A 22,886-nucleotide genomic window follows, 5' to 3' on the forward strand; every position below is an offset into this window, starting at 1 on the left:
GACCTATCAGGCGGGCCGCCCGCCACCGCCGTGCCGACGGCGGATCAGTCAACTCGCGGCGTGGCGACCGGACGTCGATACGGACGTGATGGAGCGCGCTATACACGGGGCCGCGGCCGCGACGGTGCTCTGGTGCCAAGTGGCAACACGGCCGGCGTCTTGACCGGCCCAGCGGCTGTTGCCATGGATCAAGCCACGTGCCGTAGCTGACTGCGCCCTGCGGTGCCGGTCGGGAACCGCCGCAAGCGGGCCGACTGTGTGTGGCGACGTCGGTCCGGTGTTGCAGGCATGAAGCCGATGAGCCGGGATCGCGGTTTTCCTTGGCGGTGGCTTCCGAGGGGTGTTCCTCGCGGGCTTGGCATCCGTTGGTGCGGGGACGGTCGTTCAGTTCGGCGTGGTCCGGCGGCGGTCGGACGCGGCGACTTCCTCGGTGCTGCTGACGGTCCACCGTTCGGTGCGGCTGTTGTAGAGGATGATGCTGCCGTCGTGCAGGACGATCCGGTCGCGATAGCCCTCGGGGTCGGCCGCGGTGGTGGCGTCTCGGTCGTATTCGGCCAGGGCGGGGATGACCTCGGCGAGCAGGATCGTCATCGTCATGGCGGGCTCGTCGAACGCGCGGTTGAGTGTCTCGGCGACGTCGGTGCCGGTGGCGCTCATGTGCGTGACCTTTCCTCGTACGGCCGGGGAGTCGCTGGATCGTCAGGGAAGACGCGGGTTGGTTCGCCCGCTTTCCCTGAGTGCATCGTGCGCCATGCCGTGGCGTGGGGCGTGATGCCTCGCGAGCCCGAATTGCTGAAGGCGCCCGGGAACGCCACGAATGTTCGCCGCTTCACCCGGGCCCGCCGGCGTTGTGACGATGGCGTCGCGGCGCTCGGCTCTGCGGCGGCTGGATGGTCGTGAGCTGCGGACTCAGCGGACCGTCGGCGACACGGCTGAAAGCCTCCACGGCTCGCCGAGAAAATCTATGGCGACGGGACTAGACATTCTTGCCGGGCCTGGTTAGTGTTTCTCTCGTTGACAGCAGAGATCGTTGAAGACGCAGACGAAGACCGAGCGTCAAGCAGGGCCCGGATCGTTTCGTGGCTCGCTCGGCACGGCGGTGGCACAGCATCACCGCACACATGTCAGTAAGGCAGGCGCACGACAAGACCTTGACGTAACTCCAGGTCAGGGCAGACGCAGGTGGGGCCGGTGCAGGTTCAGGGCTCGACCTGATGCAGGAGATCAGCCGTACGTGTGCGGGGCCGTGAAGTTTGCGTGGGGCTCCGACACCGGCAGGTAGTACGACAGCACCACAGGAAATGGAAGCAGAGGAAAGGGAGGGACGAGCACCGTTGGATCGCCCGCCGTCAGAACAGTTCTCGGGTTCTGGGGTGGACACCGCAGTCTCCATCGAACGTGAGGTGGTCTCCGGTCACGCTTATGCGATCCTCGCACCGCAATCCGCGAGAGGCGGCAGGTGCGGAAAAGGCAAGCCGACGAACCTGTCGGTAGATGGTGTTGTGATTCCGTAACCCTGGGCCCCGGCGCTTCTGCGCCGGGGCCCTCGTCATGGAGAGGTGTGTGTGGATGGCCCAACCCGATGACATGCTCGACGACGAGCACTACCCTGCCTACACGATGGGCCGCGCCGCGGAGATCACCGGCGCCTCGCAGGATTTCCTGCGCCGCCTGGAGAAGGCGAAACTGTTAAACCCGTCCCGGTCGGCCGGAGGCCACCGCCGCTACTCGCGTCACCACCTGCGTCTCGCCGCACGGGCCCGGGAGATGGTCGATCAAGGCATCGCCATGGAAGCCGTCTGCCGGATCATCGTCCTCGAGGACCAGCTCCAGGAAGCTCTTCAACGAAACGGGAACCAACCACACCGACAGCAGGCGGACGCCGCCTAATCCGATCGCCTTCACGGTCCTTCTCCGATCATGAGAGAAGGACCGTTTCGCATGGCCCGCGTTCCCCTGACCGTACGTATCACCGACCGAGCGGCTGTTCAGGCGGCAGTGGCGCGCAGCGCGATGGCGATGCCGATGCAGTGGGCGGTGAAGGCTGCGATGGTCAGGGCGTGGAAGATCTCGTGGAAACCGAACGGCGAATCGAACATTCGCTCCCATCGATACGCTCTTGGATGACCGTAACCACTGAAGGAGCCGCGCGAATGGTGGATGCGACTCGGGAGCTGCGCTGGTACTCAGGTCTTGCTCTGATTCTCTTCGGTCTCGGGCCGGCATTCGGCCTGTGGCTGGTGGCCGCGGACGGCGAGAAGGCCATCGAGTGGCTTCCGGTTCTGCTCGCCGCACCGATCAACCTGGCGAGCTCCGTTTTTGTGGTTCTGAGCATGCGGACCAAGGCCCCGAGCAAGTCTTCGCGCCGGCTCGCGCTAGCCGCCGGCCTCGTCTTGCTCGGTGACACCCTGCTGTTCGGGCTCCGCGCGTTGGTGACCTGATGATCGCGACACGGGGAGAAGCCGATGCCCAACCTTCGGTTCTGGTATCGCGTCGGAGGCGTGGATGGAGAGCGCCGGCTCCCGATCGAACGCGTGACCTTGGCTGTGAGCGCTCAGGCTCACCGGGTTCGGCGGGAGCGGGGTCGTTCGGTCGGTGCCCGCCCGGATCTACGAGGCTGCGTCTCCGGGTCGGCGGGCGCATCGACGGCGCCGGGGCTGGAGAACACCATCGGAGTTACGGTGGGGCGCACGTCCGCTGGCGGCGGCCATGGCGACGCCACCATCGCGGCTGCGCTGACGGGCGCCGATGGCGACACCAGGTCCAGTAACTGCTGGGCCTGGCCGGCGTCGATGCCTCGAGCCGGGTCGATTCGCACCCCCGCTGAATCGGCCAGGTCCTCGACATCATGCCTGGTCACGTTCTCGGGGCCCAGATCGCTGAGTCGCCGGGCGAATTCCTGCACACTGATCATGCGTTGTATTCCTCTATAGCTGGTGACACGACAGCGCCGAAAGTTGTCACTCGTTCTCCTCGGCGCGACTGGATCAAGTTAAGGCAGCGATCGAACCTCCTGCGCACTGGCGAGGCGAAGCCGCGGCGACGCTGATCGAGGTAATTGCAGCGCTGGTCCAGGCTCGGCGTTCGACTCGCGCTCCGACAGCGGCCAGCAACTGGCATACCCGGAAGCCGTGCCAGTGAACATACCGGCCCCCGGGCACGCTGTCCCGTCGCCCTGTCACTGCACAACCGCACCGGAAAGTTGACTAGAGAAGCAGCAGCGGCAATCGGCGCGCAAGAGCGAGCGCCGAATTCCTGATTCCGCTGCGCCTCCTGTGGCCTGCGTTCCATGGTCATCAGATGCATCCGGCTGCGGGATTGCCGCCCGCGATCGCCCCCCCGTGCCGGCCACACCCGGCACGGGGTGGACCCCGATTAGTTCCACGCCGTCGAGCAGGGCGGCGACGATGGCGGCCGGGCCCGGCCGGACCAGGGCCGGGGTCCCGAACCAGGGCCGGCCGAGCGCGACGCCGCCCTCAGCGGCGGCGAGCGCGCCGAACGAGGGCATCCCCGCGATCGTCCGGGTACGCGGACAGAGTGTGGCTGATATCCGGCCCGGTCAGGCCGGTGCCCGCCGCCGGTACGGACTCGGCGAGCTAACGGAACGGCCCAGGTCGCGCGACGTACCGGTGGTCAGCCAAATCTTGCTTCTGCGAGCCGGATCACGTTCTTCGAACTTCCGAGGCGCCCCAGCGTCCAGGACACCGAACGCATTAGGGAGCACCGCGGACGGAAGGGAACAAATGTCCAAGCCCGTGAGAAGGAGCGCCGGACTACTCGGGACCACGCTCGTCGTCCTTGCCACGCTGCTGACGGCCGGCGCCGCCCCGGCGCTCGCCGCGCAACCCGGCGAGGAGAGCAACTGGAACCAGGAAATCTCCAACAACCAGCCGTTGCGCTCCGGCGACACCGTCTCGGAGGCCCGCAACCTGAACAACGGCAACCTGCTCCAGGTATGGCGGGGATACGGCAACAACAACCTCTACATCTCGGTGAACCACGGCGTCGCGGTCGCGTGGCCGACCGCCGAAACCCTGGCTGCGCCTCGGGCGGTCTGGACCGAGGACGGCTTCTACGTCTTCCACACCGGGACCGACGGCTACATCTACTACCGCAACGTGCCGATCCTCGCCTCAGGCGGCATCGGCACGCTCAGCCACACCTGGTTCCGCGTGCCGAACAACGCGCGTACCCAGCCGGCCCTGTCTCCGTCGGTCACCTGGTTGCGCGGCAGCGAGATGTACCTGACCTGGGGCGGCGCCAGCAACACGAGCCAGTGGGGGATGTTCTACAACGGGGGCGGGTGGGCGCCCTCCGACCCGCTGCCGCGCGCGCAGAGCTGGACCGCCAACAGCGTCACGTTCAACGAGGGCTGGAACCAACTGGTGTCGATCCACACCGGCACCGACGGAGAGATCTACTGGCAGCGGCAGACTTACGGCACCGGGCGGTGGACGGACCCGGTGCGGCTCGGCGACCTGCCGCACTCGGCGGCCGGCACGCCCGCCGTCGCGCTGACCTCCGGCGGCTCCGGTGAGGTCGCGGTGTGGCTCAGCGGTGGCGCGACCGATCCGAACACCGGCAGCGGGCCGGTCCTGCTCACCGAGATCTTCGCGAACGGTGCTTGGGCCGGCACCTGGTCCGTCGCCACCGGCGTCTCGAGTACCGCGCACAACCTGTGGCTCACCACCGTCCAGAACCGGATCTACCTGTTGAACACCTATTTCACCGGATACGTCTACTGGAAGCGGTCGTTCCAGCGGTGAAACAAGCCGGGCGGCCCGCAGTGGCCGCCCGGTGCTCCGCTCCGCCATCCGGGGCCGACGGGTCGGCGCTCCCGGGAGGCGGGCGCGTGGGCTCGTACGAAGGAAAAGCGTGAGACGGCGGATGGCCCGGCAATTCCTGGCTCGCGGGTTCGCCGCCGGGATGCCGGCCGCGTGGGTGGCCAGGGACGAGGCCCAGGGGCAGGCTGTCCGCAGGCATGCCACCGGCCCCGCCGATCCCCTGCGGTCAGATGTGCTTCAGGGATGCGGCGTGTGCGGGTCGGCGTCAGGCGATGTGCGAGCCTCGAGGGGTGTACAGGAATCGGTCCTCGTTGCCCTTCCCCGCGGAGATCGGCCTGTCGGTCGTCGCCGGTGCGGCCTCCTTCGCGATCTGGACGGCTCTGTGTCTGGTCGCTCCTCGGTTCCACCTGCCCGCTGTGGCTCTCGGCGTGGCGCTGCTGGGCAGCGTGCTCGCGGTCGCGCGCGCCGGCGGCATCCTGTACGCGCTGCCGGTCGGAGCGGGGGCCGTGCTGGCGTACGATTGGTTCGGGCTACCGCCGTTCCGTGAGCTGGACAACAACGCCTTCATGGTGCTCGGCCTGTCCATCACGACGGCGGTGATCGTGGGAGCCGTGGCGACGGCCGCCGGCCAGCGGCTGGTGGAGTCGGATCAGGCTCACATCGCGCTGGCGCAGGAGCAGGCCGCGCTGCGGAGAGTGGCGACGCTGGTCGCCGGCGGCGCCCAGCCCGCCGCCGTGTTCACCGCGGTCGCGGATGAACTGGCCGGTCTGATCGGCGCTGACGCCACCTTCGTGACCCGCCGCGCCGAGCCGGTCACGGGTGAGTCGGAGTCGGTCACCGTGGTCGGTTCCTATGGCGGGGTGACCGCGGATCTGCCGGTTGCGTCCCGCATCGAGCTGAAGCCGGGGATGCTTCTCAGCCAGGTCCTGCACACCGGGGAGGCGGCTCGGATGTCCGGTGCGGCGCTCCGCAACGGACCGCTCGGGGCTCTGGTCGAGAAGCTGGGGGTGCGGGCCACGATCGCCATACCCGTGATGGTCGGCCCGCGACGCTGGGGTGTGGTGGTGGCCGGCACTGCTAAGGAGGACTTCCCGGCCGGCACGGAGGCTCGGATCCGCGACTTCATCGAGCTCGCGGCTCTCGCCATCGCCAATGCCCAGGCCGAACAGGAACTGCGGGTGCTTGCCGAGACACAGGAGGCGCTGCGCCGCTTGGCGCTGCTCATCGCGCAGGGGGTGGCGCCGGAAGTGGTGTTCGCGGCAGTGACCAAGGAGGTGTTGCGCCACTTCGGCAACGGCACGGCCCGGTTGATCCGGTACGAGTTGGACGGCACCGCGACACTGCTGGCCAACGAGGGCACCACCGGTCCGCACGTGCAGGTTGGCCAGGCCTGGCAGGGCTACCCGGCGACCGGGCTCACGGCGGCCGTGCAACGCTCCGGGCAGACCGCCAGGGTGGACGACTACCGGAATCTTCCCGGGGGTGACAAGTATGCCGCTGAGGGACTGATCTCCGCCGTGGGCATGCCCATCCACGTCAACGGCCGGCTGTGGGGCATGATCGCGGTTGGCTCCGGCGAGGGCCGGCTACCGGACGACACCGAGGCGCGGATGGCCGTGTTCACCGAGCTGGTGGCGACCGCGGTGGCGGACGCGCAGAGCCACGCCGAGCTGATCAGTTCCCGGGCGCGGATCGTGGCCGCCGCTGATGAGGCTCGGCGCCGCATCGAACGGGACCTGCACGATGGTGCGCAGCAGCGACTGGTCGCGCTCGCACTGCGGCTGCGCTCGGCAGCGATGGATGCCCAGCAGCGCGGGGACGACCACCGGGAGATGAACGAGGTCGCCGCGGATCTGCTGGGAGTGATCGACGAGCTGCGAGAGCTGTCGCGGGGCATTCACCCGGCGGTGCTGTCCGACTCCGGCTTGCGGTCGGCGCTGAGGGCGCTCGGGCGGCGTTCGCCGTTGCCGGTCGGGATCGAAGTACGCGTCGACGGCCGATTGCCGCAGCCGGTGGAGGTCGGTGCGTACTACGTGGTGTCGGAGATGCTGACCAATGCGGTGAAACACGCGGGAGCGTCGGCGGTCCAGGTGGACGCGGAGGTGACGGACGGCTCTCTGACGCTGCGGGTCTGCGACGACGGTGTCGGAAGTGCCGACCCGGCTCGCGGCACAGGCCTTCTCGGGCTCAAGGACCGCATCGAGGCATTGGGCGGGACATTCGATCTGCACAGTCCGGCGGGCGAGGGCACCACCGTCATCTGCCGGATACCGCTCACGTCGTCCGATGACTCCCGGTAGCAGGAATGCGAACGCGTCGCGGGGCTGCCACCCTGGAGTGGTGACACTGCGTTGCCTGCTTGTGGACGACAACCGCCACTTCCTTGCCGCCGCCCGTGAGCTGCTGGAGCGCGAGGGCCTCGTCGTCGTGGGCGCCGCCACGCACATCACCGAGGCGATAGGGCAGGCCGCAGCGTTGGCACCGGACGTGGCTCTGGTCGACATCAAGCTGGGCGCGGAGAGCGGCTTCCAGCTGGCCCGGCAGCTGTCCGTAACGCCACGGCCCACCCCCGTGATCATGATTTCGACGCACGCCGGTGACGACTACGCCGATCTTGTCGCCAGCAGCCCCGCGATCGGCTTCCTGGACAAGGCCAGCCTGTCGGCCCGCGCGGTCCGCGAACTGTTGTCCACCGTTTAAACGGCGTCGAGGAACGTCAGCACCGCCAGGACCCGGCGGTGGTGGTCGTCGGTCTCCGGCAGGTTCAGCTTCGCCAGGACGCTGCGGACATGCTTCTCCACAGTGCCCTCGGTGATGAACAGCCGCCGGGCGATGCCGGCGTTGGACTGTCCCTGCGCCATCTGAGCCAGCACCTCGCGCTCGCGGGCGCTGAGCACGGCGAGCGGATCGTCGCGTCGCTGTGCACTCACCAATTCCTCGACCAGACCGGGATCAATGATCGAGCCGCCGGCGGCGATGTGCTCGATCGCGGCCACGAACTCGGCCACGTCGGGGACCCGGCTCTTCAACAGGTAGCCGATCCGCCGGCCGCCGGCGAGCAGCTCCATCGCCTGCTCGACGTCGGCGTGCGCGGACAACACCAAAATCCCGGTCTCCGGCAGCTCCCGGCGCAGTTCCCCGGCAGCCCGGAGACCTTCGGTGGTATGCGTCGGTGGCATCCGCACGTCGACCACCACGACGTCCGGCCGGGTACGACGGGCCAGCGCGAGCAACTCGACACCGTCACCGGCCTGGCCCAGAACCTGTAACCCCGAGCGTTCCAGGAGACTGGCGATGCCCTCCCGCAACAGGACGTCGTCCTCCGCCACCACTACCCGCAAGCCGCTCATGATCCTCCTCGAGGGGAAAGACTATTACGACCGGCACGGGCGCCACGGATACCAGCTAGCCGGTACCCGCAGAGTCGCGCTGGCCTCGATGTGCCGGGCGCACGCCCTGCCGAGACTGATGGCATGTGCGAACACTGGTCTCCGTGCCTACCCATCGGCCAGCGGGAGCAGGACACCGCCCGCGCCGAACGGATGGCGGCATAGCCGTGCAGGCCACCACGAACGGCGGCGCGGTGCGGGGCCGCCGCAGGGAGCTGCTCGGCCGCCGGAAGGAACAGCGTGTCCTCGACGAGCTGCTGCGGGATGTCCGTGCCGGGCGAAGCCGCGCCCTGGTGCTTCGGGGCGAGGCAGGCAGTGGGAAGACCGCACTGCTCGACTGCCTGGCCGGGCGCGGGTCGCGCGTACACATTCTGCGCACGTCCGGGGTCGAGTCAGAGTCGGAAATCACTTACTCCGGTGTGCAGAAGCTGTGCGCCCCGCTGCTGAGCCACCTGAAGCGGCTGCCGGAGCCGCAGCGTGCTGCCTTGAACATCGCGTTCGGGCTCAGCGACGGTGCAGCCCCCGATCTGCTGGTGCTCGGGATGGCGACGCTGGGCCTCTTCGCCGAGGCGGCCCTGGAGAAGCCGGTGGTGTGCCTGATCGATGACGTCCAGTGGCTGGACCGGTTGTCCGGGCTGATCCTGGCATTCGTGGCCCGGCGGCTCGACGCCGAATCGGTGGCCCTGGTCTTCGCCGCGCGAGAGCAGGATTGCGGTGACGTCCTGAGAGGGGTTCCGGAGCTGACGGTGCCGGGCCTGCCGGAGTCCGACGCGCAGGCTTTGCTGAACTCGGTGCTGGTGGGGCCGGTCGATGCGCACGTACGGCACCGGATCGTGGCCGAGACGCGCGGCAACCCACTCGCGCTGCTGGAGCTGACGCGCGGGCTGTCGCCGGCGGAGCTGGCTTTCGGATTCGGTGGCCTGAGCCCGGCCCCACTGGCCGGCCGGGTCGAGGAGGGCTTCCGCCGGCGGATCGCCGCTCTGCCACGGGACACACGTACGGTGCTGCTGGCCGCAGCGATTGAACCGGTCGGTGACACCGTGCTGCTGTGGCGGGCGTTGCGGCTGCTCGGCGTCGACCCTGAGGCGGTGATGCCGGCGGAGACCGACGGGCTGATCGAATTCGGCATCTCGGTGCGGTTCCGGCATCCGCTGGTGCGTTCGGCGGCCTGGCGTTCAGGAACCGCGGCCGACCTGCGACAGGTGCATCAGGCCCTGGCCGAGGTGACCGATCCGGTCCGGGACCCGGACCGGCGGGCGTGGCATCGGGCGCACGCTGCTGCCGGCGCGGACGAGGAGGTCGCCGCGGAGCTGGTCCGGATGGCCGACCGGGCGCGGACACGGGGCGGACGGTCGGCGGCCGCAGCCTTCCTGGAACGGGCAGCCGGATTGACCGGGACGCCGGCCCGCCGCGGTGCGCTTCTCCTGGACGCGGCCGCCGCCCGGGCTGCCGCCGGCTCGTACGCTCAAGTCCCGGACCTGCTGGCGATGGCCGAAATGGCGCCCCTGCCCGATTTCGAACGGGCCCGGGCCGAGCGGCTGCGCGCGCACGTGACATTCGCGCTCGAACCCGGCCGCACCGCGGGACCGGCGCTGCTCGCCGCCGCCGACCGTCTCCGGAGGTTCGACCGGGACGCCGCCCGCGACACGTTTCTCACCGCGCTCGGTGCAGCCGTGTACGCCGGCCGGTTCGGTGGACAGGATCTGCGTCGGGCGGCTGAGGCGGCGCGTGACGTGCCGTCCGGGCGGAGCTTCCCCGATTTGCTCCTGGCCGGCCTGGTCTCCTGGGTCCTCGACGGCCACGCCGCGGCGATGCCGGCACTGCACAGCGCCTTGGACGCGATGGGAGCGCCGGAGGACGCCGGCCTGATCTGGCTGGCGTCGCCGGTGGCGCACGAGGTGTACCGGATGGATCTCGCCGACCGGATGAGCGAGCAGGCGGTCTGTTTCGCCCGCGCAACCGGCGCACTCTCGCTGCTCCCTACTGCGCTGGTGTTGCGAGCGGACAGCCTGCTGTCCGCGGGCCGCTTCGCCGACACCGCGAATCTGCTGGCGGAAGTGGACGCGGTCAGCCAGGCAACCGGCGGGCCGGTCCAGCAGTCGGCCCGTCTGACATTGGCCGCCTACAGGGGTCACCAGCGGTCCGCCGCACCGCTGATCGACTCAAAGCTGCGCGAGGCCGCCGAACGCGGTGACGGCCGGCTGCACACGCTGGCCAGCCACGCCAAAGCGGTGCTCGGCAACGGGCTCGGAGATCACCAGGCGGCACTGAACGCGGCCCGGGACGGCGCCTCCCACGAGGATCTGGCCCTGCACGGCCGGCTGCTGAGCGAACTCGTCGAAGCGGCCGCACGAGCCGGGGACGCGGTGACGGCGGCAGAGGCGCGGGATCGGCTCGCCGAGCGGACCGCGGCGGCCGGCACCTCATGGGCACTCGGCGCGCAGGCGGTCGCCGACGCCCTCGCCGGCCCGCCGGGGAAAGCCGAGGAACGTTACCGGGAGGCGGTAGATCTGTTCACCACCGAGACAGCGATCGAGGGCTTCCGGGCCCGGTTGCTCTTCGGTGAGTGGCTGCGCCGCGCCAATCGCCGCACCGAGGCACGGTCGCACCTGCGGGCAGCGCACGACGCGTTCACCGCCATGGGGGCCGAGGCTTTCGCCGAGCGGGCCGGGCGGGAACTGGCTGCGACCGGTGAAACCGGGCGCCAGCACGGTGCGGGGGCGGCCGATACGATGGCTCTGACGGCACAGGAGTCGGCGGTGGCGCGGCTGGCAGCGGCGGGGGAGAGTAACCCGGGGATCGCGGCGATGCTGTTCCTGAGTCCTCGGACGGTCGAGTGGCACCTGCGCAAGGTCTATCTCAAGCTTGGCATCACGTCCCGGCGCGAGCTCGCCGCGAGCCTGCACCCGGGCTGACCCGGCCGGCGCATCACCCGGCGTCGGGAAGGGGCCCCGCGCACCGCGAGGCCCCTTCGGCATGAGATCACTCGGTCTCGCGGGCTGCCCGCTCGATCCGCGCTGTGGTGATGCCCGGGTGCGAGGCGAGGACCAGATGCGGGGCGCCCGGCCCGCTGACGACCTTGGCATGCGCCCGCTGAGCCTTCCCGCGCTGGGCGGCCGGCGGGACGCGGGACTTCGTCGTGCGTGGCATTTCCTACCTCCTTCGATCAGTACGGAGGGCGGTCAGGCGCGCACGGCGGCGACGGCCTGCAGGATCGTGTCGGCGACCGGATCGGGTTGGGAGACCGGCAGGGCGTGCCCGGCGCCGGAGATCTCGATCAACTCCTTGCCGCCGGCGCGTTCGCCCATCCAGCGCAGCGCGGCGGCCGGGATGTTGCGGTCCTCGCTTCCCCAGATGAACCAGCTCGGCAGCCGTCGCCAGGCGGGTTCGTCACCGGTCAGGGCCTCGTTGAGGGCGGCTTCGGTGATCGGCCGCTGAGTGATCGCCATCAGCGCTGCCTGACCCGGGTCGGCATCCGCGGCGAACTGATGCGGGAACTTCGCGGGGGAGATCGAGAGCTCGAGGCCACCGCCGGTCAGCGGGCGGGCGACGACGGCGTCGCCGAGCGTGCTGCCCACGAAGCGGTTGGACAGGACCAGCGCGGTTTCGCCGATCTCGGGGGCGAACGCGGCCACGAACACCAAGGCGCGTACGGCCGGGGCATCGGCGGCGGCCTGGGTGATGACCTGACCGCCGTACGAGTGACCGACCAGAATGACGGGCGTGTCGAGGGACGCGACGACATCACGGACGTAGGCGGCATCGGTGGCGACGCCGCGCAGCGGGTTGGCAACCGTGACGGCAGCGACGTCCGCGGCGGCGAGGCGCTCGATCACGCCGTTCCAACTGGCCGACTCGGCGAACGCACCGTGGACGAGGACGACGGTGACATCGGGCATGGCTTCCTCCGAAAACGCGGTTGGGCTGTGCCGAAAAGACTCGCCGCCCGGGGACACCGTCCGCCCCCGGCGCGGGCCCTGGTCCGCCCCGGCCCGGGACCCTGGCGCGGCACACGCCGCGGCCGGTGACCTGCTGGGCGTAGCGGCGGGCTGCGAACGTCACCCGGGATCCGGCCAGGGTCCGGCCCTGGGGCGTGGCGCCGGTGGCTGGGCCATCGTCGGTGGCGGGTGCCGTACGGGCACCCGGCAGCGATGGGAGTACGACATGGTGGACTTCAAGCTGGAGATCGTAGTGCTGCCGGTCACGGACGTGGACCGGGCGAAGGCGTTCTACACCGGCATCGGGTTCCGGGAGGACGCCGACTTCGCCGGCCCCGGCGGTTTCCGGGTGGTGCAACTGACGCCGCCGGGATCCGCGGGCCACCCCGCCGGCCGAGACGGTGATCAGCCGGGCAGCCCCGCCAGGGCGTTCTGCGGCAGCGCGGTTCGCAGCTCCCGACGGTTGCTGATGCCGAGCTTGGTGAAGACCTTCCGCAAATGCCACTCCACGGTGCGGCCGCTGAGGAACAGCTCGGCGCCGATCTCCACGTTCGACTGCCCGTCGCGGGCGCGCCGGGCAATCTGCCGCTCCTGGGCGGTCAGCTCGGTCGACGCCGCGAGCACCCGGGACCGGGCGGGCGCGCCGGTTGCGGCCAGTTCCCGGCCGGCTCTCTCGGCGAAGGCCTCGGCACCGAAGGACACGAACATCTCGTGCGCCGTACGCAGAGCGGCACGCGCGTCGGAGGTCCGGCCGGCCCGGCGTAGCCATTCGCCGTACACCAGGTGGGTCCGGGCCGACATGAACGCGGCGCGGCACCGGCCCAGCCGCTCGATCGCCTCGCGATAGAGCGGCTCGGCAGCCGCACCGTCGGTGACCAGAGCCCGCGAACGTGCTTCGACGCCGAGCCCCCATTCGCCGCCGCTCGGACCGGTACGGGTGGCGAGCCGCTCCAGAGCCTGAGAGGCAGCCGCCCGGTCACCGCAGCGTTCGGCTGCCTCGACCAGCTCGACCAGCGCCCAGTTCGCGAACCCGGCCTCCGGCGGGTACGACGTCGCGTTTGTCGCCGCGGCATGCGCCTGCGCGTAATGGCCCAGCCCGTTGTGCAGCACCGCGGTGAACATGTGCATGGCCGTCAGCACCGCACCTTGGCCGCGTGCGGTGAGCGTTTCGGTGACACCAGGCAGCAGTCGCGCCACGTCGGCTTCCTGACCGCGCCACGCGGCCACGGCGAGCGCCGCTACGGGCGGCTGGCCGTCACCGGTGGCCACGCCTACCGCGTCGACCTCGTCGATCAGCGCGGCCGCCTGTGCGATCTCACCTTGGTGCAGATGCAGGGCGAGCCGCTGGTAGAGGATGAAGGTCAAACCGCTGAGCGCGCCGGTGGTCCGCGCGATCCGCAGATGCCGGGAGGTCAGTTCCTGCCAGGTCTCGTCGTCCCATACCGTGTGGGCGGCGTGCGACACGACGTAGAACTGCTCGACCATGTCCTGGTCGGTAGCGCTACCGCGAATGCCGTCCAGCGCCCGCCGCACGAGAGGGGCGCCGCCGTCGAACCCGTCGGTGTACAACTGCGCCAGGCCGTCGAGTAGCAGGTCCGGCGCGGCGGCCGCGCCCTCGGGGAGCGGAGCTTTGCTGGCAGCGGCGGCGACCTCGGCCAGCCCCGTGTCGCCGGCGAACCGGCCGACGAACACCGCTCCGGCGAACGCCGCCAGGTATGTCCTGCGGGCCCGGACAACGTCGATGCCCTCGAACCGCTGAGCCGCGTCGAGCAGCAGCCCGGGCGCCTCGGTGCTGCGTGTGGGCGAGGCGAACGCCATCTCCGCGCGCAGCAGGCTGATGCGGGCGCCACGCAGTTCGTCCGGCGGACCGGCGGAAGAACTGGCCAGCAACGCGGTCGCGGCGTCGGGCGACCCGGCACGATAGGTCGCCCGGGCAGCCAGCAGCGCGCGGTCCGCCCGGCGCGCCGGGTCGGCGCTCAACTCGGCCGCCCGTTGCAGGAATGCGGCCGCCGCGGCCAGACCACCCCGTGCCTGGGCACGCCCAGCCGACGCCTCGAGTTTTAGCGCGACCGACTCGTCCTCGCCGATCGTGGCGTGCGCGTGGTGCCACGCATGGCGATCGGGATCCGTTTCCGGCGAGGTGGCGTGGGCGAGGGCCTGATGCGCCCGGCGCCGGTCGGCCGACGACGCCGCGCCGTAGACCGCGGAACGCACCAGCGTGTGGCGGAACACCACGCGCGAGCCGATCTGCAGCAGCCCGGCCGTGCGCAGCGGGTCCCCCGCCTCCGGACTGAGCTGCAGATGAGCGGTAGCTCGCCGAAGCAGGGCAGTGTCGCCGACCGGGTCGGCGGCCGCCAGCAGAAGCAACATCCGGGCATCGGCCGGCAGGATGTCGACGCGGCGCAGGAAACTTTCCTCGATGCGGCCTTGCGGCAGCCCGAATCCGCCGGCCAGTGTGGCCGGTGACCAGGTCTGCGGCAGTTCCAGCAGGGCGAGCGGGTTTCCGCGTGCCTCCGCCAGGATCGCCTCCCTGACATCGACGTCCAGTGGCCACCGCACCACCTCGGCGAGCAGTTCCCGCGCGTCGGCGTCACGCAGCCCGGTGATTCGCAGCTCCGGCAGGCTCCGCAGGATGCTCATGGTCTCTGCGGCCGGCTCCCGGACAGCGAAGATCATGACCACGGACTCGGCCAGCAAGCGGCGAGCGACGAAGGCCAGGGTCCGTGCGGACGCCTGGTCGAGCCATTGCGCGTCGTCGATCACACACACCAGGGGCTGCTCCGCGGCCGCCTCGGCCAGCAGGCTGAGGACCGCGAGCCCGACCAGGAACGGTTCGGGCACGGCCCCCGCCTGCAGGCCGAAGGTGATTTCCAGCGCGTCGCGCTGTGGCTGCGGCAGCCGGTCGATGCGGGGGAGCAGCGGCCCGCAGAGCTGGTGCAGCGCCGCGAACGGCAGTTCCCGCTCCGACTCGATTCCGGCGACCCGGGCGACCGGAAGGTCGCGGGCCGCGGCAACCGCCTCGTCCAGCAGCGCGGTCTTGCCCATGCCCGCGGCGCCCGTCAGCACGACTGCACCGCTGTGGCCGCCACGGGACGCCTCCACCAACCCGGCGAGAACCGCTCGTTCATTGTCTCGGCCCCGCAACAATGTCTTGCCTCCTGTCCGCTGTACTTGACCGGTTCATCGTTGATCGGCCGGGCGCAGACGGACAAGGACCCCAGGGATCAGTCCCGTGGGTACACCAGTGCCTCGCCGGGCTCAGCCCACAGCGTCGAACAGGTGCAGCCAGATCTCGCTGCGGGTCGGAAAAGCGGGAACGGCGTGGCGCAGGCGGCGCATCGGCACCTCGCCGGCGACGGCGATCGTGGCCGCCTGCAGGAACTCGGCCACCTGCGATCCGGTGATCGTCACGCCGGCCAGCACGTCGCGGTCCTCGTCGATGAGGAACCGGGCGGTGCCGCGGCTGCCGCCGGTGAACGCCCCGCCGGCGTTGCCGTCGGTGGGCACGTCCACGACACGTACCCGCAGGCCGGCCGCCGCGGCGGTGGCGGTGGTGTGCCCCACGGCGGCCACCTGCGGGTCGGTGAAGATGACCCGGGGTGCACCCGGGCCGTCGGCGAGGTGTCCGGCGGTCAGGTCTCCGCCCAGCACGTCGGCGGCCGCGATCGCAGCCTGATACTTCGCCATGTGGGTGAACATGGCGCGCCCGTTGAGGTCGCCCACGACATACAGCCAGTCCGTGCCCGGTACCCGCATCCGGTCATCGACCTTGACGAACCCGTTGTCCGGGACACCCACGTGTGCCAGCCCGAGCCCCGCGCTCTGCGGTGTACGACCGGCTGCGATGAGCACCTCCTCGGCGGTGACCGGGTCCCCCTGGTCGAGGGTGACCGTGACGGTGTCGCCGTCGCGTCGTACCGCGGTGGCCTGCCGGCCGGTGCGGATCTCCACACCGAGGTCGGTGAGGCCGGCGGTGATGTGCTCGCGGACGAAGTCCTCCTCGCGCGGCAGCAGCCCACGAGGACCTTCGATCAGGGTGACCCGGGTGCCGAGCCCGGCGTAGGCCTGGCTCATTTCCACCCCGACCACGCCGCCACCGACCACCACCAGCGAAGCGGGGATCCGGGCGGACGTGGTGGCCTCGCGGTTCGTCCACGGCTGGGCCTGCGCGAGGCCGTCGATGTCCGGGATCGTGGCGGCAGTGCCACCGGCCAGGATCACCGCCCGTCTCGCCCGCAGCCGCTGCGGCTGCGCAGCGGAGCCGGCCACCTCGACCAGCCGCTCACCGATCAGCCGTCCCCAGCCCCGGACCAGGTGCACGCCGCGGTCGGTGAGCCAGGGCAGCTGTCCCGCGTCGTCAAGGTGCCCGATCAGGTCGTCACGGCGGCGCAGGACCGCGCCGCGATCCAGGGAACCGGTCACCGCCTCGGCGGCGCCGGGAGTCCGCCGGGCCTCGGCGAGCACGTCGTGCGGGCGCAACAACGCCTTCGAGGGCATACACGCGTAGTGCGAGCACTCACCGCCGACTTTGTCGGCCTCCACGATCACCACTGACAGGCCGGCCTCGGCGAGGCGCCCGGCGGCAACCTCACCACCCGGGCCGGCACCCACCACTACGACATCAAACGTCTGCATGAACGGAATCCTGACGGTCGTCGGTGCCCGGCCACCCCAGGCGTGAGCCCTGGTCCAGGGGGCCAGGGCACACGCCGCGCGGGCCGTGTCCGGTTCACGCCCGGTACGGGCAGCTGTTATCCGGCTTGGCGGAGCAGGGTTTCGATGACCCGCTCGGTCTGGTCGTAACGGCCCTCTCCGGTCGCGATGTAGCGGACTGTCCCGCTGGCATCCACGACGAAAATCGTCGGCCACGCCAGCACGTTCCAAGCCGACCAGCTGGCATAGTCGTTGTCGACGGCGATCGGATAGCCGACGCCGAGCCGGCCGGCCGCCGCCTGGACGCTGCCGATCTCGCGTTCGAAGGCGTACTCCGGCGTGTGCACGCTGACCACCTCGAGACCTTGCGAGTGGTGGTCGCGATACCAGCTGTCGATGTGCGGAATGACATGGCGGCAGTTGATGCAGTCGAAGGTCCAGAAGTCGACCAGCACCACCTTGCCGCGCAGCGCGGCCAGGTCGACCGGCTGCCCGCCGGGCGTGTTCAACCAGCGAGTCACTTGCGGGAACGCCGGCGCCGGCCCGCAGTCCTGCACGTCTTCGGGCGCCTGGTACAGCGAGTCCGCCACACACGCGGCGAGGAGCGGGTCCCCGGTGGACTCGTGCACCGGAGGGCCGAGCCGTTCGATGCCGTGGCTCAGCGCGGCGGTGTAGTCCGGGATGACCCGCTGCACCACGGAGGCGACGTTGAAAGTGAGCGCGAGCGCGAGGCCCAGCACCGCGACCCCGGAGGCGATCCGGATGGCCCGCTGCCGGCGGCGGAACGCGCTGACCCGTTCGGCCACCGCCCGCCCGGCGAGCGCGAAGAGCAGCAAGCTGAGTCCGGTGCCCAGGGCGAAGCCGCCCGTCAGCACAAGCGTGCCGGCGCCGATCCGGCCGGTCGCGCCGGCAACGGCGATGGCGGCCAGTACCGGCCCGGCGCACGGCACGTAGACCGTACCGAGGGCCAGGCCGAGCAGAAAACCGCCGTCCTCGGTACCGACGCGGCGCTGCGGGATCCAGGAGAAGGGTGCCTCCAGCCATCGTTCGACCCTGGGCACGATCAACCCGATGCCCAGCAACACGAGAGCACCCAGGCCCATCCAGCGGATCACCGCCTGCGACAGCGGTAACGCTGCCAGCACCAGCGTGCCGACCAGGGTGAAGACGCTGAAGCTCAGCACCAGGCCGGCCACCACGAGGTACGGGCGGCGCCCGCGGGCGGAGGTGTCGGCGCGGGCGCCCTGTGCGCCGCCGGACAACAGAATCACCGGGAGCACAGGAAGAATGCACGGCGACAGACCCGTGATCACGCCGCCCACGAGTCCGATCAGAGCCAGATTGACGTTCATGAAGGTCACCGTGGCGGATTCACGGGGGGCGGCGCGCCCGGTACGTACCCTGGCCTGGCCCCTGGGCCGCCGCGTGACGGTCGCCGCCCGTGGCCCCCTGGTGGTTCGTGCGACCGCCGCCAGTGCCGGGCCAGGGACTCGCCCTGGCGCGGCCTGAGCTGCTGGCGGACGAAGGTCGAGGAAGTACCTGACACCTCGAGCACAGGGGCATCTGATGGAGACCTTCACCTACCGCCCGGCGGGGTTCGCCGCCCGCCACCGCTACCGCGACCGCGCCCTCTTCGCCCCGGCCATGGGGTACGTCGCGGGAGTCACCGTGCTGTTCGCTGCCGGCGCCTACCTGGGGCGGAACCTCGGCGCCGGTGCCGGCCTCGTCGCGTTCCTCGCTGCTTTCGGGACCCTGATCGGTCTGCGGTTCGCGGTCCGCCGGTCCACCCCGGTCACGGTCGGGCTGCTGATCGTCTTCGGCCTGTTGATGGGGCTCGGGGCCGCGCCTGCGCTGGCCCAGTTCGCCGGCTCCGACCCGCAGGCGTTGTGGCGGGCGGGCGGGGCGACCGCGCTGTTCGTCGCCGGGTTCGGCGCGACCGGCTACGCCGTCCGCCGAGACCTGTCGGGACTGTCCCGAATCCTGTTCTGGGCCCTGGTCGGGCTGATCGGGTTCAGCATCGTTCTGATCTTCGTAAGCATCCCGAACGGCGCGCTGGTCTACGCCGTGCTCGGGCTGGCGATCTTCGCTGGGCTGGTCGTGATCGACTTTCAGCGGCTGCGCTGGTCGACCGATGTCGCATCCGCGCCACTGGTGGCCGCGTCGATCTTTCTGGACATCCTCAACGTATTCCTGTTCTTCCTGCAGATCTTCTCGGGCGGCCGGGACAACAGGTGAAGCCGCGGGGCTGCGGCAACGGGCGGGCATGCGCCTGCCTGACATCCGACGTGGTCCACCGGCACGGTGAAGCGGAGACCCCCGGTGCCGGCCGCGAACGAAGCTGGCACCGGGGGAACGCCGGCTGATCCCGATTGCCGGCTCAGGCGGCTCGGTAGTCGGTCGAGCGGCTCAGGTCCGCCCACCTCGCGGCCTCGGCGGTGCGGGCCGCGCCGGCGGCCAGAGCCGCGGTCAGCGCGTCGGAGCCGAGGGGTAGCCGGCGGGGCGGGTCGTCCAGCGTGACTACCCGGACGATCACCTCGGCGGCCCGGGCCGGATCGCCCGGTTCGGCGCCCTGCGATTCGTCACCGAAACGGTGGCTCCGACCCACGGTGGCCTCGTAGTCCGGACCGGCCGGGTGCCGGACCAGCGAGGAGTCCTGCGACTCGGTGCGGAACGCGCCCGGCTCTACGATGATCACCTTGACGCCGAACGGGCCGGTCTCGGCGGCGAGCACCTCGGAGAAGCCCTCGACGGCGAACTTCGCCGTCTGACAGGCGCTCATGCCGGGGGCGCCGCCGACCCGGCCGCCGATCGACGTGACGTGTACGAACACGCCGGAGCGCTGTGCGCGCAACACCGGCAGCGCCGCCCGGGTCACGTTGACCACACCGAACAGGTTCGCGTCGATCTGGGCACGGAAGCCCTCGTCGGACATCTCCTCGATCGGCGCGCTGTCGGCGTACCCGGCGTTGTTGACGACGACGTCGAGACGGCCGAAGGCTTCCACAGTGGACCGGACCGCCCGGCGGGCGGCGGCCGGATTGGTGACGTCCAGCGCGACGGTCTCGACCCGGCCGGGGTACGCCGTGATCAAGTCGTTGAGTTGATCGGGTTGGCGCGCGGTGGCCATCACCTTCGCGCCGGAGGAGGCGGCGGCTTCGGTGATGGCCCGCCCCAGCCCTCTCGAACTGCCCGTAACCAGCCATATTTTGGGCTCGTCCATTGATGGTGTCCTTCCTGTCGGCAGCTGCGACCCGGACCCAGCGTTTCCGGCGCGCAGCGGTTCTGGCCCCAGGGGCCGCCACTGGTCGCGGCCCTGGAACTGCCACGGCCGGCTGAGGTGTGTCGCGGATCCCCTCGGTGAACGTGGCGACCTGCGGTGCGTCGATCGGAACGAAGCACCAGAGGAAGGACCTTGCTCATGTTGGTTACCCGCATCGCGCCACTCGCCGTGGCAGCGGCGTTCGGCCTCGCCTTCGCCTCACCCTGTGACGGCGAGAAGACCATCGGTGACGCCGCAGCGATCAGCGCCACCGGACCGGACCCGTCGGGGGAGACCCGCTGGCGTCCCTGGGTGGAGCTGATCTCCGTGGCGCCCCGCAGAGCAGAGAAATGAAAGGAAGGCAACCGCGTAGTCGGCGGCGGTGGACGCGCGCCGTGATCGAGGTGCCGGAGTATTCCACCGTGCCGCGCGGACACCGAGGTGAAGTAGGGTCTCGGCAACACGCAGCGCGGCACTGACATTCAGATGCCATGGAAGGGGTAACGATGTCCGGGGTGCCGATCGTTCTGGTGCACGGGTTCTATCACGGAGCCTGGGCCTGGACCGATGTCCTGCACGAGCTCGCGGCGCTGGGCCGCAGTGCGGTCGCGGTGGATATGGCCGGGCACGGGTTGCGGGCCGTGCCGCTCGCCGGCGCCGGCCGCCGCCCGTTCGACCCGGTCGCCTATTCCACTGAGCCTTCCGGGATCGCGGACGTGGGCCTCGATGCCGCCGCCGACCTGCTGATCAGTGATCTGCACCGGATCGGCCGCGGCGGCCCGGTGATCCTTGTCGGGCACAGCATGGGCGGTGCGGTGCTGACGAGGGTTGCGGAGCAGGCACCGGCTCTCGTGACCCATCTCGTCTACCTCACCGCGTACATGCCCGCCTCCGGCACGGCGTGCATCACCTATCCGTCCCAGCCCGAGGGCCAGGACAACCTGTTCATGAAGCTGCTTGTCGCCGACCCGGTCGCCACGGGAGCGCTGCGTATCGATCCGCGCAACAGCGACCCGGCGGAACAGGCGAACATCCGGGAAGCGTTCTACGGAGACGTCGATGAGCGGACCAGCGCCGCGGCGACGGCCCTGCTCACCTGTGACGCTCCGATGGCCATGGGAACCGACAGTACGACGCTGACCGAACGAGGCTGGGGCGCTGTGCCCCGGACCTATGTGACGTGCAGCCGGGATCGCACGATCCCGCTTGCTCTCCAGGAGTTGTTCATCGCCCAGGCCGATGCGGCTTTTCCCGCCAACCCGACCAGCGTCGTAGCACTTGACGCCTCCCACTCGCCCTTCCTGTCAATGCCTGATCGCGTCGCCGAGATCATCGCGGGCGTCGCCTGAGCCCGATCGGGCCGGCGTCGTCGAGGGGCCGTCCTGCTGGTTGACCTCGACGACGCCGACAGCCGCAGGATGGTCTTCGTCACTTCCCGTGAACCCGGTGAAACGATTCGCGTCGTCCGTGGGCATGACCCCAAAAACGGCATACCAGCAATTGGTCGACGTGGTGAACGGCCCGGTGATGTTCCCGGGTGACCCCGGATACGAGGCGGAGTGCCGTACTCAGAACCTCCTCACGCCACTGCGGCCGGCGATCGCCGTCGGTGCGGTCGATGTCAGCGATGTACGGGCGGCGGTGCGGTACGCGAACGTGAACAAGATGGCGGTCGCCATCCGGGGCGGCGGTCACATGCAGCCGAATTCGGCCGAGGGTGCCATGTTGATCACCCTCGACCGGATGGCCGGCGTGACCGTCGACGCGGAGCGGCGGACCGCCCGGGTGACCGGCGGCATCCGCTGGCAGGAGGTCGTCGACGCCACGGCCAAGGAAGGGCTGGCGCCGATGGCCGGTTCGTCCCTCACAGTCGGCGCGATCGGCTACGTGCTCGGCGGCGGGCAGGGCCCGATTCTCGGGCGCCCTTACGGCTACGCCTCCGACCATGTGTCGTCCTTCGACATCGTCACCGCCGACGGTGCCCTGCATACGGTCAGTGACCACAACGAGCCGGACCTTTTTGCGGCGCTGCGCGGCGGCAAGGGCAACTTCGGCGTGGTCACGGCCATGGAGATCGGGCTTTTCCCGGTCAGTACGGTCTTCGGGGGCAGCATCTACTTCCCGGGCCACGCGACCGCCGATGTGCTGAGGACCTGGCGGGACTTCTCGGCGACGCTGCCCGAGCAGGCCACCACCTCGGTCGCAGTGCAGTGGCTGCCGCCGGTCGAGGAACTGCCCGAGCCGCTGCGTGGCGCGCACGTGGTCAACGTCCGCTTCGCCTACCTCGGTGAGCCGGCGACGGGCGCGGAGCTGCTGGCCCCGATCCGGGCGGCTGCTCCGGCACTGATCGACACGGTCGCCGAAGTGCCGTACGTGGTGGCCGCGACGCTGCACAACGATCCCGTTGCCCCCATGCCGTACCACGACCGGAGCCTCGGCCTGAGCGGCCTGCCCGACGCTGCTCTGGCCAAGCTGATCGAGCTGACCGGCCCGGACACCACGATCCCGCTGCCCAGCGTCGAACTGCGCGCCCTGGGCGGAGCGATGGACCGGCCGCCGGCCACTCCCGACGCGGTGCCCAGCCGCGGTCTGGCCTTCCAGATGTTCGCCTTCGCCGTCGGCGTTGATCTGGACGAGCAGGACCGGTACCTGAACCGGCTGATCACCGCCATGCTGCCGTGGGCCGACCCGAAGCACCGCCGGATGCTCAACTTTCTCTCGACCGAGGAGGCGACCGACCCGGAGTCGCTGGCCGAGGTGTACGGCCGGGAGATCTACGACCGGCTTCGCGCGGTCAAACGGCGGGTCGACCCGGACATCATGTTCCGGATGAACCACACCATCCGCTGAGGGGCGAGCCGGG

Annotated in this window: 19 protein-coding genes; 10 read left to right on the forward strand and 9 right to left on the reverse strand. The window is 70.4% G+C overall.

Features of this window, described 5'->3' with window-relative positions; all coding sequences use genetic code 11:
• Positions 1-384: 384 nt before the first annotated feature.
• The gene (locus AMIS_RS12660) at positions 385-657 is read right to left on the reverse strand and encodes a hypothetical protein (protein ID WP_014442681.1); all 273 of its coding nucleotides are present in this window, start codon (positions 655-657) and stop codon (positions 385-387) included.
• 912 nt (positions 658-1,569) lie between these two features.
• Here AMIS_RS12660 and AMIS_RS12665 point away from each other — a divergent pair.
• Both AMIS_RS12665 and AMIS_RS12670 read left to right on the forward strand, forming a co-directional pair.
• On the forward strand, positions 1,570-1,890 hold the full coding sequence (locus AMIS_RS12665; protein WP_041830778.1) for a helix-turn-helix domain-containing protein: 321 nt from the start codon (positions 1,570-1,572) through the stop codon (positions 1,888-1,890).
• Between the two features lie 263 nt (positions 1,891-2,153).
• Positions 2,154-2,441, forward strand: coding sequence for a hypothetical protein (locus AMIS_RS12670; protein WP_014442683.1), 288 nt, complete (start codon positions 2,154-2,156; stop codon positions 2,439-2,441).
• Between the two features lie 119 nt (positions 2,442-2,560).
• Here AMIS_RS12670 and AMIS_RS42590 read toward each other — a convergent pair whose 3' ends face one another.
• Positions 2,561-2,914: a hypothetical protein gene (locus AMIS_RS42590; RefSeq protein ID WP_157434832.1), complete on the reverse strand. Its 354-nt coding sequence runs from the start codon at positions 2,912-2,914 to the stop codon at positions 2,561-2,563.
• An 829-nt stretch (positions 2,915-3,743) separates the two neighbouring features.
• Between AMIS_RS42590 and AMIS_RS12675 the strand changes: the two genes are divergently transcribed.
• From AMIS_RS12675 to AMIS_RS12685, 3 genes are all read left to right on the forward strand, one after another.
• Entirely contained in the window at positions 3,744-4,766 is a 1,023-nt protein-coding gene (locus AMIS_RS12675) for a hypothetical protein (protein ID WP_014442684.1), read from the forward strand.
• A 308-nt stretch (positions 4,767-5,074) separates the two neighbouring features.
• Entirely contained in the window at positions 5,075-7,084 is a 2,010-nt protein-coding gene (locus AMIS_RS41605; RefSeq protein ID WP_231859292.1) for a sensor histidine kinase, read from the forward strand.
• A 40-nt stretch (positions 7,085-7,124) separates the two neighbouring features.
• A complete protein-coding gene (locus tag AMIS_RS12685; RefSeq protein WP_041830780.1) occupies positions 7,125-7,484 on the forward strand; it encodes a response regulator in 360 nt (119 codons plus the stop codon).
• Here AMIS_RS12685 and AMIS_RS12690 read toward each other — a convergent pair.
• On the reverse strand, positions 7,481-8,125 hold the full coding sequence (locus tag AMIS_RS12690) for a response regulator (RefSeq protein ID WP_197538100.1): 645 nt from the start codon (positions 8,123-8,125) through the stop codon (positions 7,481-7,483). The genes AMIS_RS12685 and AMIS_RS12690 overlap by 4 nt on opposite strands.
• Before the next feature lie 215 nt (positions 8,126-8,340).
• Here AMIS_RS12690 and AMIS_RS12695 point away from each other — a divergent pair, with 215 nt between their 5' ends.
• Positions 8,341-11,088, forward strand: a complete 2,748-nt coding sequence (locus AMIS_RS12695; protein ID WP_014442688.1) for a helix-turn-helix transcriptional regulator — start codon at positions 8,341-8,343, stop codon at positions 11,086-11,088.
• A 67-nt stretch (positions 11,089-11,155) separates the two neighbouring features.
• On the opposite strand, the gene AMIS_RS42595 is transcribed toward AMIS_RS12695, so the two are convergent.
• From AMIS_RS42595 to AMIS_RS12715, 5 genes are all read right to left on the reverse strand, one after another.
• Positions 11,156-11,323 carry a hypothetical protein gene (locus AMIS_RS42595; RefSeq protein ID WP_014442689.1) on the reverse strand — a complete coding sequence of 56 codons (168 nt, stop codon included), beginning with the start codon at positions 11,321-11,323 and terminating at the stop codon, positions 11,156-11,158.
• 32 nt (positions 11,324-11,355) lie between these two features.
• Positions 11,356-12,072, reverse strand: coding sequence for an alpha/beta fold hydrolase (locus tag AMIS_RS12700; RefSeq protein WP_041829724.1), 717 nt, complete (start codon positions 12,070-12,072; stop codon positions 11,356-11,358).
• Between the two features lie 444 nt (positions 12,073-12,516).
• Positions 12,517-15,258, reverse strand: a complete 2,742-nt coding sequence (locus tag AMIS_RS12705; protein ID WP_041829725.1) for a helix-turn-helix transcriptional regulator — start codon at positions 15,256-15,258, stop codon at positions 12,517-12,519.
• A gap of 111 nt (positions 15,259-15,369) precedes the next feature.
• The gene (locus AMIS_RS12710) at positions 15,370-16,746 is read right to left on the reverse strand and encodes a dihydrolipoyl dehydrogenase family protein (RefSeq protein WP_014442692.1); all 1,377 of its coding nucleotides are present in this window, start codon (positions 16,744-16,746) and stop codon (positions 15,370-15,372) included.
• Positions 16,747-16,862: 116 nt separating this feature from the next.
• On the reverse strand, positions 16,863-18,086 hold the full coding sequence (locus AMIS_RS12715; protein WP_172666583.1) for a cytochrome c biogenesis protein/redoxin: 1,224 nt from the start codon (positions 18,084-18,086) through the stop codon (positions 16,863-16,865).
• Between the two features lie 244 nt (positions 18,087-18,330).
• On the opposite strand from AMIS_RS12715, the gene AMIS_RS12720 reads away from it, so the two are divergent.
• On the forward strand, positions 18,331-18,999 hold the full coding sequence (locus AMIS_RS12720) for a Bax inhibitor-1/YccA family protein (protein ID WP_014442694.1): 669 nt from the start codon (positions 18,331-18,333) through the stop codon (positions 18,997-18,999).
• Between the two features lie 142 nt (positions 19,000-19,141).
• Here AMIS_RS12720 and AMIS_RS12725 read toward each other — a convergent pair whose 3' ends face one another.
• Positions 19,142-19,984, reverse strand: coding sequence for an SDR family oxidoreductase (locus AMIS_RS12725; RefSeq protein ID WP_014442695.1), 843 nt, complete (start codon positions 19,982-19,984; stop codon positions 19,142-19,144).
• A 198-nt stretch (positions 19,985-20,182) separates the two neighbouring features.
• On the opposite strand from AMIS_RS12725, the gene AMIS_RS12730 reads away from it, so the two are divergent.
• From AMIS_RS12730 to AMIS_RS12740, 3 genes are all read left to right on the forward strand, one after another.
• Complete coding sequence (locus AMIS_RS12730) at positions 20,183-20,377, forward strand: hypothetical protein (protein ID WP_041829726.1); 195 nt, start codon at positions 20,183-20,185, stop codon at positions 20,375-20,377.
• Positions 20,378-20,529: 152 nt separating this feature from the next.
• Positions 20,530-21,372, forward strand: a complete 843-nt coding sequence (locus AMIS_RS12735) for an alpha/beta fold hydrolase (protein ID WP_041829727.1) — start codon at positions 20,530-20,532, stop codon at positions 21,370-21,372.
• Positions 21,373-21,469: 97 nt separating this feature from the next.
• Positions 21,470-22,873 (forward strand): FAD-binding oxidoreductase, encoded by a 1,404-nt coding sequence (locus AMIS_RS12740; RefSeq protein ID WP_197538008.1) that lies wholly within the window; start codon positions 21,470-21,472, stop codon positions 22,871-22,873.
• Positions 22,874-22,886 lie beyond the last annotated feature (13 nt).

Source organism: Actinoplanes missouriensis 431, from assembly GCF_000284295.1.
Classification (GTDB): domain Bacteria; phylum Actinomycetota; class Actinomycetes; order Mycobacteriales; family Micromonosporaceae; genus Actinoplanes; species Actinoplanes missouriensis.

Excerpts from the sequence above, each read along its gene's own strand:
- AMIS_RS12660 (WP_014442681.1), bottom strand. The coding sequence starts at position 657 with ATGAGCGCCACCGGCACCGACGTCGCCGAGACACTCAACCGCGCGTTC.
- AMIS_RS12665 (WP_041830778.1), top strand. The coding sequence starts at position 1,570 with ATGGCCCAACCCGATGACATGCTCGACGACGAGCACTACCCTGCCTAC.
- AMIS_RS12670 (WP_014442683.1), top strand. The coding sequence starts at position 2,154 with ATGGTGGATGCGACTCGGGAGCTGCGCTGGTACTCAGGTCTTGCTCTG.
- AMIS_RS42590 (WP_157434832.1), bottom strand. The coding sequence starts at position 2,914 with ATGATCAGTGTGCAGGAATTCGCCCGGCGACTCAGCGATCTGGGCCCC.
- AMIS_RS12675 (WP_014442684.1), top strand. The coding sequence starts at position 3,744 with ATGTCCAAGCCCGTGAGAAGGAGCGCCGGACTACTCGGGACCACGCTC.
- AMIS_RS42595 (WP_014442689.1), bottom strand. The coding sequence starts at position 11,323 with ATGCCACGCACGACGAAGTCCCGCGTCCCGCCGGCCGCCCAGCGCGGG.
- AMIS_RS12700 (WP_041829724.1), bottom strand. The coding sequence starts at position 12,072 with ATGCCCGATGTCACCGTCGTCCTCGTCCACGGTGCGTTCGCCGAGTCG.
- AMIS_RS12710 (WP_014442692.1), bottom strand. The coding sequence starts at position 16,746 with ATGCAGACGTTTGATGTCGTAGTGGTGGGTGCCGGCCCGGGTGGTGAG.
- AMIS_RS12720 (WP_014442694.1), top strand. The coding sequence starts at position 18,331 with ATGGAGACCTTCACCTACCGCCCGGCGGGGTTCGCCGCCCGCCACCGC.
- AMIS_RS12725 (WP_014442695.1), bottom strand. The coding sequence starts at position 19,984 with ATGGACGAGCCCAAAATATGGCTGGTTACGGGCAGTTCGAGAGGGCTG.
- AMIS_RS12730 (WP_041829726.1), top strand. The coding sequence starts at position 20,183 with ATGTTGGTTACCCGCATCGCGCCACTCGCCGTGGCAGCGGCGTTCGGC.
- AMIS_RS12735 (WP_041829727.1), top strand. The coding sequence starts at position 20,530 with ATGTCCGGGGTGCCGATCGTTCTGGTGCACGGGTTCTATCACGGAGCC.